Origin of the sequence: Burkholderia sp. CpTa8-5 (assembly GCF_017815045.1) — a bacterium.
GTDB classification, from domain to species: Bacteria; Pseudomonadota; Gammaproteobacteria; order Burkholderiales; family Burkholderiaceae; genus Burkholderia; species Burkholderia sola.
This window is the reverse complement of record NZ_JAGIQD010000003.1, coordinates 61464-77010: the sequence shown is the minus strand read 5'-3', so window position 1 is coordinate 77010 and position 15547 is coordinate 61464. Positions and strand designations below refer to the sequence as shown.

Here is a 15547-nt window from a genome sequence, read left to right as displayed (position 1 = left end):
TCACGCCGCGCTGCCCGCCCGCCGCGCGGCCTCGCCGCTCCCGAGCCCCAGCCCCGCCGCGCGCTGGATCAGCTCGACGTCGTTGCTCGCGCCGAGCTTCTTCATCGCGCTGATCTTCTGCGCGCTGACCGTCTGCTTGCCCTTGCTCAGGCGCTGCGCGATCGTCTTGATCGGCACGCCCGACAGATACAGGCGAATCACCTCGATTTCGCGCGCCGACAGCTTCACGGGCGTATCGCCGCGCGTGCCGAGCGCATCGACCGCGCGGCGCACGGACGGCGACAGGTAGGTCGCGCCGCTGTAGCTCGAATGGATCGCCGTGACGATATGGCCGACCTCGTCGAGCTTGCTGACGACGCTCACGCCGCCGATCGCGACGATCGACCGGAAGATCAGCGGGTTCTCGTTCGCGACCAGCGCGACGATCCCGACGTTCGGCCGCGTGCGGCGCAGCCAGTCGAACAGCGCGAGGCCGTCCATCTGCTCGTCGCCGCGAATCGCATAGTCGACCAGCACGACGTCACAGTCGACGCCGCCGAGCGACGCGACTAGTTCGGCCGCGCTCCGGTAAACCGCGGCGAGCTCGATCGCGCAGGCGCCGCCTGCGATCTGCTCGATACCGGCCAGCGTCAACGGCCAGTCGTACGCGACGACGATGCGAACATTAAATTTCCTCATGCGCAATTCCTGGTGGTTCACCGGCCGCGCCACGCGGAACGCGCGCGACTGGTTGGGCGTTGAAAGGATATTCAGGCTATTTTTAGCCCGAATGTCGATTCTATGAACGTATGCCCGCTCGCGATATCGGACGGTGTACGAATTGGCTGCCGAAGACGTAATACTGGTTTGATATTTGCGCCGGTTCGACGCCCGGCGGCCGGCGATCGAGCGTCGCGGCATCGGCCCGATGGCCAGGGTTGCGCGCCGCGCGGCCGCCCAGCAGGTAAAATTGCGCGTTTGCATGCCACCCCGGGCCGCCGGCGGCGAGCGACGCGCCGATGCCGGCCGCGCGCCACCGCCCCTTCGCCGGCTTGCCCGACCTCCCGCTTTGCTCATGACCGATTCCGACCTGCAATCCGACGACACCTCCATCCACGAAGACGGCCTCTGGCGCGACAACGGCTGGACGGCCCGCATCATCAAGAACGAAGACGACGACGGCTGGGCCGTCGAGATGGTCAAGGACGGCGAGTCCGAGCCCGCGCTCGTCGGGCCGTGGACCATGGGCCGCGACAAGAAGAACCCGAAGCCGATGGACGCGAACGCGTTCCGCACGCTCGTGAAAACCGCGACCGAAGTGCTGATGCGGCACGAACAGCAGCGGCGCGCGCTGCTGCACAAGGAAGTGACGGTGCAGGACGAAGCCGGGCAGGATGTGTCGGTGACGCTCGACATCGTGCCGGACGAGTTCGAGCCGTATGCGCAGCTCAAGGCGTTCGATCCGTATGGCGAGCTGCTGGCCGACGCGAAGGTGTCGGCCGGGTTCAAGCTCAACAAGGCCAGCGCCGAACGCTGGGTCGCATCGGGCTTCGACCGGCCGGCATAGGGCCTGTTCACGCTAATAACGGGCCCTGCGCGAACTGGCCCTTAGCGCGCATGGCGCGCCGAAGCACGCGATCAGGCGCCGGCGCCCCGCTCGGCCCGCGCGAGCCGGCGCGCGGCCAGCTTGCGCCGCACGAGCGCCTCGAACTGCGGCGTCGCGGCCTCGGGATCGCGCGCGGCCAGGCCCAGCACGTTGCGCGCGAGCTGGATCGGCGTCAGCACGATGCCCCACGGCAGCCCCCACCAGCCGAGCGTGGCCGACGCGAGCAGCGCGACCGCCTGCTTTCTGCGGCCGCAACGGCGGCAGCACACGTGGCGCCGCGTCGCCCAGCGCGTGACGAACACGAGCGACACGACGCGATGCGACGCGTGGACGTCGACCGGCTGCCCTTCGCGCAGGCAGATCGGGCAAGGCCCGTAGCGCCAGTCGTCGACGTACTGCCGCACCTTCGCGTCGGGCACCCGTTCGGCCTCGACGACGACCGGATGCGCCCGTGCGCATGCCGGACTGCAATAGCGGCGGCCGTCGATCGACTGCCCGCCGATCAGGAACGTCCTGCCGCAGTGATTGCACTCTGCCACGATGACCTCGGATAAACGTGATGCGCCGCGTGCCGGTTGCGCGCCGATCGATGCGCGCGCCGGCCGCGGCCATTGGCTGTTTTAACGGCTGCCGCCGCGCGGTCTTGAGCGGTCGCGCGCCGCGGCGCGTCAGCCATGCAGCCCGTGCGTGTTCATCAGCCGGTACAGCGTCGCGCGCGAGACGCCGAGCTCCGCCGCGGCATCCGCATGCTGGTGGCGGTGACGCAGCAGCGTTTCCTCGATCGCGTGCCGCTCGGCCTGCCGGCGCGCCTGCGCGAGCGTCGGTGGCCGCAACGACGTGTACGGGCGCAGCTCGAGATCGGCGGCCGAGATCAGCGGGCCGTTCGTCATCACGACCGCGAAGCGGATCCGGTTGATCAGCTCGCGCACGTTGCCGGGCCACGGATAGTTGTGGATCGCCGCGATCGCGCACGGCGTGAAGCCGCGAATCCGGTACGAGCCGTCGCCGCGGTAGCGCCGCAGCACGTGATCGGCGAGCAGCATGATGTCGCGGCCGCGCATGCGCAGCGGCGGCTCGTCGATACGCAGCACGCACAGGCGGTAGTACAGGTCGGCGCGGAATCGCCCGGCCTGCATCGCGGCCTCGAGATCGACGTGGGTCGCCGACACGATCCGCACGTCCACCGGAATCGACGCGTGCCCGCCGAGCCGCTCGATCTTGCCCTCCTGCAGGAACCGCAGCAGGCTCGCCTGGCTCTCGAACGGCATGTCGCCGATTTCGTCGAGAAACAGCGTGCCGCCGTGCGCGGCCTCGATGCGGCCGATCGTGCGCTGGTGCGCGCCGGTGAACGCGCCGCGCTCGTGGCCGAACAGTTCGGCCTGCAGCAGCGTCGTCGGGATGGCCGCGCAGTTCACGGCGACGAACGGTGCGTCGGCACGCGACGACTGCCGGTGGATCGCCGCCGCCGTCAGTTCCTTGCCAGTGCCGGATTCGCCGGCGATGAACACGGTCGCCTCGGTGTTCGCGACCTTGCGGATCGTCGCGAACAGCCGGCGCATCGCGTCGCACGCGCCGATCATCGCGCCGCCGGGCGGCGGCGCTTCCGCGGCCGGGTCGCCGTCCGCGAGCGTCAGCATCCCGTATGCATGGCCGACGAGATAGCCGATCGTCGTGTAGGCGGTCGCATCGCGCACGTAGTCGAAGCAGCAATGGCGGATCAGGCGCGCGATCGTGATGTTGCGCAGCCGCTCGCCGTCGGCGAGCGCGACCCAGCCGACGCGCGGGTCGCGCAGCAGCGCCTCGAACGACGCGACGTCCGGCGCCGCGAAACCGGCGAAATCGACGATGCCCGCGTGCGGACGGTTCGCCTTGACGAGATTCAGCGCGTCCGCCACGGTTTTGGCGTGCCATACGTCCCAGCCGCGCGACGCGAGCACATCGACGAGCGCGGCATCGTGTTGCCGCGACAGGTAGACGAGCGGCCGCGACGGCGCGACGGGGGGATGCCGGACCGCGATGAACGGCAGCGCGCTCACCTGCCGTTCGACATCCCGGGCGCCCGACATGCTCAGCTGACAGCAATGGTTCACGATCGCCTCGCCGCATAAGGGTATGTATCGGAGCGGTCGTTGCCCGATCGCGCGCGGCGGGGCCCGTGGTCCCGCGGCGCGACGCCGCTCCGTCCTCGAATCGATACTGCGTTATCGGCAGAACACGACGCGCTGCGTGTAGATCTGCGGCTCGACGACAGGCTTCGTCGAGCCGTTGAGATCGTCGCGATACGCGCGGTAGGTCCTGCCGTTCACCGTCACGTCCGACGCGCGGGCCGTCTCGATCCTGTCGAGCCCGGTGTGCCGCCATTCGTTCACCCGGTCCGCCGCCGTGACGCTCGACTCGCCCGCGATCTGCTGCGTGATCGTGCTGCCGTCGCTCCACGGCTGCGTCTGCATGTCCTCGGCGTGCTGCATCGCGCCGACCGTCTTGCCGGTCGACTTCGGCCCGTTCTGCGCGTCGAACGGCGCACCCCGGCCGTACACCGGCGATTGCCACGACGGCGCGTGACCCGCTTCCGGCATCATGTAGATCATCTGTGGATCGCCGATCATCATCATCGGCGCGCATGCCGTGTTGTCGGGACGGCCGAGCGTCGACAGCGCCTGCTGGACGCTCGCGGCGTTCGCGAGGGTCTGCTCGTTCAGGATGACGAAGACCGCGGGATTCTGGAAAACCGACTGCGCAGCGGCTTGCACGCTGGCCAGCAACAAAGCGATCAAAAAGATCCTCATGATTGAGGCCTCCTTGCACTCGTCACGCAAAAAGAGGTGTTGACCTCGGGGATGGGAGCAACACCCGTCAAACCGGAAAAGACTGTCGGGCATCGGCCCGAGCGCCTGCCGTGCGACCAGCGTGCCGGTCGCACGGCAAACCGACCCGCATGCTCACGACGAGGTGCTCGTCGAGATGACGGCCGGCGCCGGCGCGATCGGTGCAGCCGGTGCGGCCTGCTGGTCGACCGTGGCCGGCGGCAACGCTTGCGCCGGATCGGTCAGCGCAGGCATGCCGGCGGCTTGTGCAGCCGCGGTGCCAACCGAGTCCACTGCGTCCGGCGCTTTCGCGTCCGCTGCCGGCATGTCGGCAGGCGCAGCGGCGACGGCAGATTGCGGGGCCTCCGGTGCAGGCGCTTTGGCGGTTGCCTGCGGCGCCGGCTCGGCCGCCTTCGCATCGGCGGCAGGCGCAGCGGCGACGGCTGCCGCCGGCATCGGTTCGGCAACCGGCTCGCCGGCGGTCTGGGCCGTGTCGGTCGCGGCCGGCAGCGGCTCCGGCGCCTTGTCGGCGACGGGCTGAGCAGGCTCGGGGGCCTTGTCCGCGACGGCCGGGGCAGGCTCGGGCGTCTTGTCGGCAACCGCCGGGGCGGGCTCGGCGGCCTTGCCAGCGACCGGCTGCGCGGGCTCCGCTGCCTTCGTATCGGCAACCGGTGCGGCAGGTGCCGGCGCTGCCTTGTCGGCCACAGCCGGTGCGGCGATGACGGCTGCAGCCGGCACGGCTGCCATTGCGGCCGCCGGTACCACCGAGGCCGCAGGTGCGGCGGCGACAGCAGGCGCGGCAGCAGCAGCCGGTGCCGCGGCGGCCGGAACTGCGGCGGCAACCGTCGGCACTGCGACGGCTGGAGCAGCGGCGGCAACGGCTGGCGTCGCGACGGCCGGCGCGGCGGCGACAGGCGCGAGCACCGGGACCGGGACCGGGACCGGCACCGAAACGGGCGCAGCGCGCATCGAAGCCGTCTCGATCGGGCGCGTCGGTGCGGGCGCGGGTGCGGCCGAGCCGAGCGGCGGCAGGCCCATCCGGTCGCGCACGATCGGATCGCGATACTTGATGTCGTCCGCGACGGTCGCTTCGACGCTGGGCGCCACGTTCGAACGCGCGAGCGGCGCGGTCGTACCCGGGCACAGGTGCCCGGTCGCCTCCACCGCGCGCCGGTTCGCGTCGCTTTGGCACAGCAGCGCGAGCGCCACGTCGGTCAGGCCCATCGCACGGAATTCACGCGCATCGAGACGCCGCACGCAGGCCTGGTCGACCAGCGTCGTGCCGCCGGTCGCGCCGAACCCCGGGAACGACACGCCGACGCTCACCGAGCCCATGCAGGTATCGGACAGCGTGGTCGTGAGGCCCGGCGCCTGAATCGACGGGTTCGTCTTGATCGTCTGCGTGCCCGAGTAATTGACGTTTTCCGAGATCTGGGTGTTGTACGGGTTGGTGCCGGGCGCCCCGGACGACTGGAGCGAGTTCACGCTCTGCGGCGTCACGTTGCCGCCGGCCGTGCCGGACGGCATCGTCACGTTGACGTTCACGCTCGAATTGCCGCTGCCGCGCACGCCGCTGCTGCTGCTGGCATTACCGCCGCGCGAACTCGTGGTGTTCGTGTTCATGCTCGACCCACCGCCCTGGCTGATCGCCGTCGACGATGTCGACGATTGCGCACTCGACGTCGAATCGGCGGTTTGCGCCTGGGCACCGATCGTGGTCATCGCGAACATCGCCGCACATGCCACCTTGATCCTGTTGCTGTTCATTTCACTCTCCGGACGAGGTTTGACCTCCGACCCAGGCAACCGTACTAATTCCCCTGAATGCCTTCAGTTTTCGCTGCTTCCCCGAACTGCTTCCAGCCGCTGCCCAGCTGGGACCACGAGCCGGCCGACATGCCCTGCCACTGCTGGGTGTCCGGTCCGCCGATGGCACTGCCCGACGAAAGCGTGTGTTGTTCTGACGGTTTGGTTGTCTGGTCAGGTTTGTTTGACGTCTGCATAGTCGATTGCCCACCATCGGCAGCACGGTCAGCGCCATACGCCGTCAGAGACGCGAACATCAGAGCGGCGGCAATCAGGTTCTGCTTCATGCCAACTCCTTACGTGACAACGATGCGGAAAAGAGACCAGCGTCGCTGGGAAACTGGCCCCCCCACACCTGACTAATGACTGCTCCCGGTCGCGCTCGAGTCGCCCTGGCTTCCGCCCGATGCGGACGGCGAACCGGCCGGACCGGTACTCCACACGGTCGACGAGTTGTAGTGATTCGAGCCCGTGATCGCGCCCGACCCGCCACCGCCCGTCCATCCCACGGCACCCGCGTTGGCATTGCCGTGGTCGTTCGCGCCCGTGGCCGTGTAGTGGTTCGCGCCGAGTACGATCGTGGCGGTCACCCCTCCCGAAAGCGCATTCGCGTTCTCGTTCGTGCTGCCGTTTCCAGCGAACGAGCCCGCGGCACCGATACCGCCGCCTGCCGCGAACGCGCCCCCGTTCGTGCCCCAACCGCTGGCCGTCGAAGTCGAGTTGTGATACGCGGACGCCGTGCCGGCGGAGCCGGCGGGTGTCACGGTACTGCCCGCATTCGCGCCGGCCGTCGAAGTCGAATTGCTGGTATAGCTGCCGGAACCGACCAGCACCGAACCGGAAACACCCGCCGCGACGGATTGCGTCTGGTTGGTCGTGGACGATCCGGCCGCCAAAGCAGCGGACGAAATGACGGTGAGCGCTGTCGCTAATATGACTTTGGCTTTCATAGCAATTCCTTGCTGTGAGGAAGTTCGACGGTGGCGGAGCCGGGCCTGCCCTCGCGGGGCAAGACCCGGCATCCGACCCGCCAGCCAATGACGAACGCTATGCGTCGCGGCTTAGTGGTGATACGTCCAGCCGGTCGAGCCCGCGTTCGCGCCGCTGCTGCCGCCCGCTTGTGCGCCGCCGAAGCCGAAGCCACCGACCGTCGACGTTTGCGTGTGGTTCGTGTACGAGATCGAACCGCTGCTGCCGCCACCGGCCGCTGCGCCGGCTGCGCCGAGCGCCGAGCCCGAATCGGTCGCGGAGAAGTGGCCGAACCCGGCAACCCCGGCCATCGTCTGGCCACCGCTCGACGAAGTGCTGCTCGACACCGTGCCGCTGCCGGCAAACGCTGCACCCGAAACCGCCAGAACTGCTGCTGCAATCAGAAGCTTCTTCATGGTGGACTCCTAACGGCGTGGAGAGAATGAGCACGGAAGATCGCACGCCATCGACCTTCCAGCCGCGAGCAATCCTTAAAATTAAGGATTACTATAAAATTGATAAATCAGTACTTTATCGAAAGTCGGCGCTTTATTTTTACAGCCGAATTCTAGTTTTATGTTTTTAAGTTGGCCAAAGTTTATTGGTAGGTGTTTTCTATTATTTTTACGATCATTGAGATGACAAAAAAACACCCTTGATTCAATTAACCAAAATGACGCGCACATCTTTCCGGCTCGCGATTTTCAATTCCACGTCGAAAACGAATGCCGGCACTGGCGCCCGTTTTCGGAATTGAAAATCAGCGAATGTATTGACTACCGCAAAATGCAGTGCCCGCTCGACAGGCACCCTTCATCCGGGCGATAACGGGCCGGCATTGCAGCCAGACGACATGTCTGCTCCCTGAGCTGACGAAGAAAGGCCTTCCGGATAACCGGCCGACGCGCGTTCGATCTAGTCCGGCCGGCACCGGGGCTGGCCCGGCGCGATCGAAACGGCGCTGCACGGTTGAAGAGGAATCGGCGCCACGCTGTCCGGCACGAACAGCAGGCCGCATCCGGGAATGCTGAATGAAGTGGAGCGCCGCTGTCGGCGGGTGGCCGCGCGAAGCGACGAGCGCGCCACCACGCGGCGCGCGCGGAGGGCGGCAAACAGGCAACGCGCTACCGACGACGCTGGCACGGCGTCGCAAGCGCTACCCCGATCGTTCCCACTACCCCTTTGGTGCGCAAGAAATGCGCGGATCATGCCACTGCTTATAGTGTTCATCGCCGTTTCCCCGACAGGCATGTGACGAACTGGCCGCCCCCACATCGTTGTTGCATCGTGTCGACCGCTCGCCGGTGCGTCCTATATCGCAAACCTCATGCCATGCGATATTCCACCGAGCATTGCATGCGGCGTGCGGCCGCCAGGCCTGATCATTTCTCCAGAAACGGCGTTTTTTTGTTTCATGAATGTATCGCGATAATGAGGCACCCCCTACAGCGATCATTGAAGATCGTGACGCAATATCGTGATTTGATGGAAGAATCCGGCTCGCTGGGCATTGGCGGACACCCGTGTGAACGGGTGTTTCAATCTTGAGAGGCGAATCTCGACTCACCGCTCGGGGTTCGTGTTTTTCCACTGACAAACCGCGTGTTGCGGCATGCCAGCAGCCGTCCATTACCCAGACGAACCAGGGCCGGTCGCTCGATGCTTCACGCCGAACGGCCGCCGATACGGCCGGAACACGGGTTCACCCAGAAATGCAAAAGGAATTTGATTCATCCGTGAAAATACCCGTACGATCACGCGGCGAAAAATCGTGCCATCGGGCGTGTTGCAGTCGCAATAACCGAACGAATGAAAACGTCCAATTCCGACACAAACGGGCGCCTTCATTTTTCCCCGTTCGATTCACCTTCGCGCACGAAGCGACGACGATCGATTCATCGAACAGACATCTTCATTCGGTTATCCGTTTGATTCTCATCACTGAAACATTTCGATTCAAAACAGCTTTCACGTCTTCAATCTCGTGAAAGCCTGATTCATCGCGCGTTTCGTCGCATCGAGCCGTAACGATCCAGCACTCTCCGTGGGTGCTTCCCTGTCCCCACGGCTCGCGCGTGAGACACAAACGTTCGATTTCGACGAAGGCCTGCGTCGGACGGGTGACGATTACAGTCGCGAACCGTGGCGCGACCGTCGGCACTGCGCAAGACCGGAGCGCGCCGCCCGTCAGCCGAGCAACTCCTTCTTGCGCAGATGCACGACGTCGCGCATCGGCGGCGCGCCGAACAGCCGGCTGTATTCGCGGCTGAACTGCGACGCGCTTTCGTAGCCGACGACGGCCGCCACCGACCCGACGTCGCCGCCCTGCCGCAGCAACAGCAGCCGCCGTGCCTCGTGCAGCCGCAGTTGCTTCTGGTACTGCAGCGGGCTGAGCGTCGTCACGTGCTTGAAATGATGGTGCAGCGACGACACGCTCATGTTGACCGCCTGCGCGAGCGATTCGACGCGCATCGGCTCCGCGAAATGATCGCGGATCCATTCGATCGCGCGTGCGATCCGGTGCGTCTGGCTGCCTGCGATCGCCATGTGCCGCAGCCGCGTGCCCTGCCCGCTCGTCATCAGCCGATACAGCACCTCCTTTTCGATCAGCGGCGCGACGACCGCGATGTCGGCCGGCGTATCGAGCAGCCGCAGCAGCCGCAACGCCGCGTCCAGCAGCGGCGGCGTCAGCTCCGCGAGCGCAATCCCCTCGCCTTCCGGGCCCGCATCGGGCTCGGGCAGCCGCATCTCGGCCGCCAGCTCGACGATGCGCTGCGGATCGAGCGTCAGCGACAGGCACAGATACGGTTCGTCCACCGACGCACGCGTCACGCGCGAGAGGATCGGCAAGTCGATCGACGTAATCAGGCAATTGTGGGTGTCGTATTCGTAAGCCTGGCCGGCCACGATCACGCGCTTCGCGCCCTGCGCGGCGATCACCAGCGCGGCGCGCGATACGCCGCAGCCGAGATCGACCGGCCGCGTGTGCCGATGCAGCATCAGGCCCGGTACGGCCGTCGAATGCGAGCCGTCCGCCGGCGCGAAACGGCCGATCAGCGACGCCAGCTCACGTCGCCCGGATTCGCGCGACGCGACGATATCGGTCATGTCCATGACGCATCCTCGAATGATTTCCCGTGTCGCGCGAGCATAGCGAAACGGCCTGCGGCGTGCCGGGGATTTGCAGGATTGTTCAATAAATTTGCAGGATTGGGTAGACGCAAATTCGGGCTGCTCGCGCACACTCCCGGCTAACCTGCCCGTAAGGCGGGTTTTCCCCACGGAGACATACAACATGCCTACCTCGTTTGTCCTGAACGGCAAGAACGTCACGCTCGACGCCGATCCGTCGATGCCCGTCCTCTGGGCGATTCGCGAACACGCGGGACTGACCGGCACGAAATTCGGCTGCGGCATGGCGCAGTGCGGCGCGTGCACGATCCATCTCGAAGGCCAGGCCGTACGCTCGTGCGTGCTGCCGCTCGCCGGCATCGCGGGCAAGCACGTCACGACGATCGAAGGCGTGCAAAGCAAGCCCGCGCAGGCCGTGCAGGCCGCGTGGGTGAAGCTGCAGGTGCCGCAATGCGGCTATTGCCAGTCCGGCCAGATCATGTCGGCCACCGCGTTGCTCGAACAGAACCCGAAGCCGACCGATGCGGACATCGACGCCGCGATGAACGGCAACCTCTGCCGCTGTGCGACCTACGCCCGCATCCGGGCCGCGATCCACGATGCGGCCGCGACACTGGGAGCCTGACCATGACGATCGAACTCGACCACACCGATGCGGTGCGCCCGTCGCGCCGCACGTTCCTGAAAGCCGCGGGCGCCGCTGCCGCCGTCAGCCTGACCATCGGCTTCGACTGGGCCGGCCTCGGCCGCCGCGCGCTCGCCGCGACCGCGCCGGCCGGCGAATTCGCGCCGAACGCCTTCCTGCGCATCACGCCCGACGGCGCCGTCACGGTGATCGCGAAGCACGTCGAAATGGGCCAGGGCGCATATACGGGCATCGCGACGATCGTCGCCGAGGAGCTCGACGCCGACTGGTCGAGCGTGCGCGTCGAAAGCGCGCCGGCCGATGCGAAGCGCTATGCGAACCTCGCGTTCGGCACGATGCAGGGCACGGGCGGCAGCTCGGCCATGTCGAACTCGTGGCAGCAACTGCGCGAAGCGGGCGGCAAGGCGCGCGCGATGCTCGTGTCGGCCGCCGCGGCCCGCTGGAAGGTGCCGGCCGCCGAACTGACCACCGCCAACGGCGTCGTCACGCACGCAAAGAGCGGCAAGACGGCCGCATACGGCACGCTCGTCGCCGATGCGTCGAAGCTGCCGGTGCCGGACAAGGTCACGCTGAAGCAGCCGGCCGATTTCAAGCTGATCGGGCATCGGATTCCGCGCGTCGACGCATCGTCGAAATCGAACGGCACCGCGCATTTCACGCTCGACACGACGTTCCCCGGCATGCGCGTCGCGCTGCTGCAGCGGCCGCCGCGCTTCGGCGCGACGGTGAAATCGTTCGACGCGACGGCCGCGAAGGCCGTGCCGGGCGTCGTCTCGGTCGTGCAGGTGCCGGGCGGTATCGCGGTCGTCGCGACGGGCTTCTGGGCCGCGAAACAGGGCCGCGACGCGCTGAAGATCGACTGGGACGAAACGAAGGCGGAAAAGCGCGGCTCGGACGAGCTGATGCGCGAATACCGGCAACTCGCCGAGAAGCCGGGCGCGTCCGCGCGCAAGGACGGCGATGCCGATGCGGCGATCGCCGGCGCGGCGCGCAAGATCAGCGCGACGTACGAATTCCCGTATCTCGCGCATGCGCCGATGGAGCCGCTCGACGCGGTCGTCAAGCTGACGGCGAACAGTTGCGAGATCTGGGCCGGCGACCAGTTCCAGACGGTCGACCAGGGCAACGCGGCCAAGGTCGCGGGACTGAAGCCCGAACAGGTGAAGATCCACACGCTGTATGCGGGCGGCAGCTTCGGCCGGCGTGCGAACGCGTGGTCGGATTACGTGGTCGAGGCCGTGTCGATCGCGAAGGCGCTCGGCGCGGACGGCAAGCCGGTCAAGCTGCAATGGACCCGCGAGGACGACATCCAGGGCGGCTTCTACCGGCCGATGTACTTCCACAAGCTCGACGCGGGCCTGACCGCGGACGGTCGGCTGGTGGGCTGGCGTCACCGGATCGTCGGCCAGTCGATCCTCGCCGGCACGCCGTTCGAGGCATTCATGGTCAAGAACGGAATCGACGCGACGTCGGTCGAGGGCGCGGCGAATCTGCCGTACGCGGTGCCGAACGTGTCGGTCGAACTCACCACGACCCAGGTCGGCCTGCCGGTGCTGTGGTGGCGCGTGGTCGGCAGCTCGCACACGGCGTACGCGGTCGAGGCGTTCATCGACGAAGCCGCGCATGCGGCCGGCAAGGATCCGTACGCGTTCCGCCGCGACCTGCTCGCGAAGGAGCCGCGCATGCGCGCGGTGCTGGAGCTGGCCGCGCAGAAGGCCGGCTGGGATCCGGCCAAGCCGCTGCCGAAGGGCCGCGGGCGCGGGATCGCGGTGGCCGAGGCGTTCAAGAGCTATGTCGCGCAGGTGGCCGAGGTGTCGGTCGATGCGGACGGCAAGGTGAAGGTCGAGCGCGTGGTGTGCGCGGTCGACTGCGGGATCGCGATCAATCCCGACATCGTCGCCGCGCAAATGGAAGGCGGCATCGGTTTCGGGCTCGGCGCGGCAATGCACAGCGCGATCACGCTGAAGGACGGCCAGGTCGAGCAACGCAACTTCGACGGCTATCACGTGCTGCGGATGGCCGAGATGCCGAAGGTCGAGGTGCATATCGTGCCGTCGGCCGAGGCGCCGACCGGGGTCGGCGAGCCGGGCGTCGCGCCGGTCGGGCCGGCCGTGGCGAACGCGATCTTCGCGGCGACGGGCAAGCGGCATTACGTGCTGCCGTTCGATTCGGCGGAGAGCGCGAAGGCTTGATGGGCCGGGACGCCGGCTGCGGCGCAAGGTATGCGCCGCGGCCGGTGTTTTTCGGCCGCCGATGTAGGGTTCAATGTCGGCAAAAATCTTCGACAACCTATTGATTATTAAAAATAATCGAGCCAGCCCGGTACGGTTCGATGTAGGGTTCGTTATCCATCCGCAATCTCATCCGGCCTGCCCCGGCGTCCGGACCTCCTCCCACGTTACGTCAGACGTAACGCCCGTAACGTCGCCACCCGATGCTACGTAACAATCCTTCACTATTGCCCGGCCGCTTTCATCGGTCGCCCGGCGTTCCCCGTTAAAAATTCTTTTAAATTCAACGCTTCCCCGCCGTCCGCGCCCTTGCCGCGGGCTCGCACCGCCGGACAACCATCTCCCTGGCCCGGAAGTTGCAGCACAGGACCCCGCAAACACTCCTTTACGGACATGCGAGGGCCACCATGGATTGCAAATACCTGTACATCGACAACATAAAAATCAACTTCGTCCGCCGCACGATCGAAATCGACAACAAGGTCGTCGACGTGACCCCGCGCGAATTCGACGTCGTCGAATTCCTGCTCGACAACATGAACAAGATCGTGCCGCGGCAGGCAATCCAGGAAGCCGTATGGGGCCGCGAGCTCGGCGTGTCGTCGCGCACGCTCGACACTCATATCTCGCGGATCCGTTCGAAGCTGCAGCTCGAACACGACAAGAACCTGCGCATCATCCCGATCTACGCGGTCGGCTATCGTCTCGTGCTGTTCGGTGCGGCGATGACGCACGTCGAGCGCCACGACGCGGCGCCGATCATGCGCGCGGCGCCGCAGCCGGCGATGTCCGCCGACTACGCGTAACGCTTCGCCCGCGCGCCGCCCGTTCGCCGCGCGCCGGCAACGCCTCCCCACCGCGCTGCGCGGATCCGCAGCCCCTCGCGACCTGCCAGCCGGATGCGGCCTGCCCGCCGTCCGGCCCCGTCAGCCAGTCGCGCCCCGACCGCCGCCTCCGGGCGGCGGTCGCCTTTGACCGCCAGCCGTCGCGCCGCCCGCTTCATCTCCCGCCACCGCCCCCCGCTGCACCCTGCCGCACTTCGTCACGCTTCGTAGCGCCGCGCTACCGCCGTCTGCGCGCGCTGGTCGCGACTACGGATTCCGGCGCGGCACGCGGCCAGCGCCGTCCCTACAATCGACGCAGCAGCCGCGCGCCCCTCGGCGCCGCCGGCATCAGAACAACCCGTCGAACCGACGCCGAATCCGCCCCGATCCCGCCGTGCCTGCGCTGTTCCTGACGAATGCCGACGCCGGCGACGCCGCGAACCGGGCCATGCCCGCCGCTTCCCCGCCGCCCGCCGCCGCGCCGGCCGCGGTCGCGCTCGACGCGTCGCCCTACCTGCCGCGCCTGTCCGCCGCCGCCGCGCGTGGGCTGTCGCATGCGTATTGCGCGACGGGCGCCGTCCCGGTCACGCTAGGCGAGCACGCGTACGAGGTGCGCTGGCGCGTCGACGCCGAGCCTGCCGCCGATGCACATGCGTACCGTTTCGTCGTCGGCCCGGCCGCCGGCACGCTGTGGATCGACCCGATCGCGGAAACCGAATGGCTCGGCGATGCGGCCGATCCGGCGGTTCCGGCCGTGATCCGCGCGGCGCTGCTCGCCGATCTCGCCGCGCCGCTCGCGGCCGTGCTGCAGACGGCGACGCGGCAGCGTGTGGAACTGCTGCCGCCGGCGGACAACGCGCCGGCCTGGCACGCGTTGCCGTCCGCGCTGCGGTTCGAGCTGCGGCGCGCCGACGCCGCGTGGCGCTGCCACGGCGCGCTGCTGTTCGACGCGCCGGATGCGCTGGCCGTATTCTTCGCGGCCGCGCCGGCCGCGCTCGCCGACGCGCGCGCGGCCTACGCGAGCCTGCCCGTGCCGCTCGTGTTCGAGATCGGCCGCACCGAGCTGACGACGGCCGAACTGGCCGACGTCGTCGGCGGCGACATCATCGCGATCGAGCGCTGGCAGGCGCACGAGCAGAACCTGCTGTGCGTCGCGCGGCTGCCGGCCGCGCCGGCGTGGGAGATCACCGGACGGCCGTCGGGCAACCGGCTGACCGTCGAACGAATCAGGGAGATGCCTTTGGAACCGACCCGCACCGACTCCGCGCCGACGACGACGCACGACGCGCCGCCCGCCGACGCACCGCGCTCGCTCGACGGCCTCGCGGTCGACCTGCGCTTCGAGCTGCCGCCCACGTCGATGCCGCTCGGCGAACTGAGCGCGCTGCAGCCGGGCGCCGTGATCGAACTGCAGCAGGGCATCAACCAGAGCGTGATCCATCTCGTCGCGAACGGGATGCTGATCGGCACCGGCCATCTGATCGCGGTCGGCCAGAAGCTCGGCGTACGCGTCGTCACGCTGACGCAACCCGCGCCGCGCGAGCGCTGAA

At 67.6% G+C, this 15547-nt stretch carries 14 protein-coding genes; 5 read left to right on the top strand and 9 right to left on the bottom strand.

The window, feature by feature from the left end; translation table 11 throughout:
- The gene (locus tag J8I35_RS06540; protein ID WP_209924807.1) at positions 1 to 678 is read right to left on the bottom strand and encodes a response regulator transcription factor; all 678 of its coding nucleotides are present in this window, start codon (positions 676 to 678) and stop codon (positions 1 to 3) included.
- 376 nt (positions 679 to 1054) lie between these two features.
- Between J8I35_RS06540 and J8I35_RS06535 the strand changes: the two genes are divergently transcribed.
- Entirely contained in the window at positions 1055 to 1546 is a 492-nt protein-coding gene (locus J8I35_RS06535; protein WP_011547320.1) for a hypothetical protein, read from the top strand.
- Positions 1547 to 1617: 71 nt separating this feature from the next.
- Here J8I35_RS06535 and J8I35_RS06530 read toward each other — a convergent pair whose 3' ends face one another.
- The 8 genes from J8I35_RS06530 to J8I35_RS06495 all read right to left on the bottom strand — a co-directional run bounded on the left by J8I35_RS06530 (position 1618) and on the right by J8I35_RS06495 (position 10278).
- Positions 1618 to 2124, bottom strand: coding sequence for a hypothetical protein (locus tag J8I35_RS06530; protein ID WP_209924806.1), 507 nt, complete (start codon positions 2122 to 2124; stop codon positions 1618 to 1620).
- Between the two features lie 129 nt (positions 2125 to 2253).
- Positions 2254 to 3651: a sigma-54 dependent transcriptional regulator gene (locus tag J8I35_RS06525; protein WP_089489541.1), complete on the bottom strand. Its 1398-nt coding sequence runs from the start codon at positions 3649 to 3651 to the stop codon at positions 2254 to 2256.
- 135 nt (positions 3652 to 3786) lie between these two features.
- Entirely contained in the window at positions 3787 to 4371 is a 585-nt protein-coding gene (locus tag J8I35_RS06520) for a hypothetical protein (RefSeq protein ID WP_124595230.1), read from the bottom strand.
- A 153-nt stretch (positions 4372 to 4524) separates the two neighbouring features.
- On the bottom strand, positions 4525 to 6156 hold the full coding sequence (locus tag J8I35_RS06515; protein WP_209924805.1) for a chemotaxis protein CheA: 1632 nt from the start codon (positions 6154 to 6156) through the stop codon (positions 4525 to 4527).
- Between the two features lie 44 nt (positions 6157 to 6200).
- Positions 6201 to 6482, bottom strand: coding sequence for a hypothetical protein (locus tag J8I35_RS06510; RefSeq protein WP_050015058.1), 282 nt, complete (start codon positions 6480 to 6482; stop codon positions 6201 to 6203).
- A gap of 72 nt (positions 6483 to 6554) precedes the next feature.
- The gene (locus J8I35_RS06505; protein ID WP_050015056.1) at positions 6555 to 7145 is read right to left on the bottom strand and encodes a hypothetical protein; all 591 of its coding nucleotides are present in this window, start codon (positions 7143 to 7145) and stop codon (positions 6555 to 6557) included.
- 111 nt (positions 7146 to 7256) lie between these two features.
- Positions 7257 to 7580 carry a hypothetical protein gene (locus tag J8I35_RS06500; RefSeq protein WP_050015054.1) on the bottom strand — a complete coding sequence of 108 codons (324 nt, stop codon included), beginning with the start codon at positions 7578 to 7580 and terminating at the stop codon, positions 7257 to 7259.
- Positions 7581 to 9351: 1771 nt separating this feature from the next.
- Entirely contained in the window at positions 9352 to 10278 is a 927-nt protein-coding gene (locus J8I35_RS06495; RefSeq protein WP_050015052.1) for an AraC family transcriptional regulator, read from the bottom strand.
- Between the two features lie 181 nt (positions 10279 to 10459).
- Here J8I35_RS06495 and J8I35_RS06490 point away from each other — a divergent pair, with 181 nt between their 5' ends.
- The 4 genes from J8I35_RS06490 to sctQ all read left to right on the top strand — a co-directional run bounded on the left by J8I35_RS06490 (position 10460) and on the right by sctQ (position 15546).
- The gene (locus tag J8I35_RS06490; RefSeq protein ID WP_050015050.1) at positions 10460 to 10921 is read left to right on the top strand and encodes a (2Fe-2S)-binding protein; all 462 of its coding nucleotides are present in this window, start codon (positions 10460 to 10462) and stop codon (positions 10919 to 10921) included.
- A 2-nt stretch (positions 10922 to 10923) separates the two neighbouring features.
- The gene (locus tag J8I35_RS06485; RefSeq protein WP_050015048.1) at positions 10924 to 13134 is read left to right on the top strand and encodes a xanthine dehydrogenase family protein molybdopterin-binding subunit; all 2211 of its coding nucleotides are present in this window, start codon (positions 10924 to 10926) and stop codon (positions 13132 to 13134) included.
- 446 nt (positions 13135 to 13580) lie between these two features.
- Positions 13581 to 13979: a winged helix-turn-helix domain-containing protein gene (locus tag J8I35_RS06480; protein WP_050015044.1), complete on the top strand. Its 399-nt coding sequence runs from the start codon at positions 13581 to 13583 to the stop codon at positions 13977 to 13979.
- A gap of 412 nt (positions 13980 to 14391) precedes the next feature.
- Positions 14392 to 15546 carry a type III secretion system cytoplasmic ring protein SctQ gene (gene sctQ / locus J8I35_RS06475; RefSeq protein WP_124556004.1) on the top strand — a complete coding sequence of 385 codons (1155 nt, stop codon included), beginning with the start codon at positions 14392 to 14394 and terminating at the stop codon, positions 15544 to 15546.
- Position 15547: the final 1 nt, after the last annotated feature.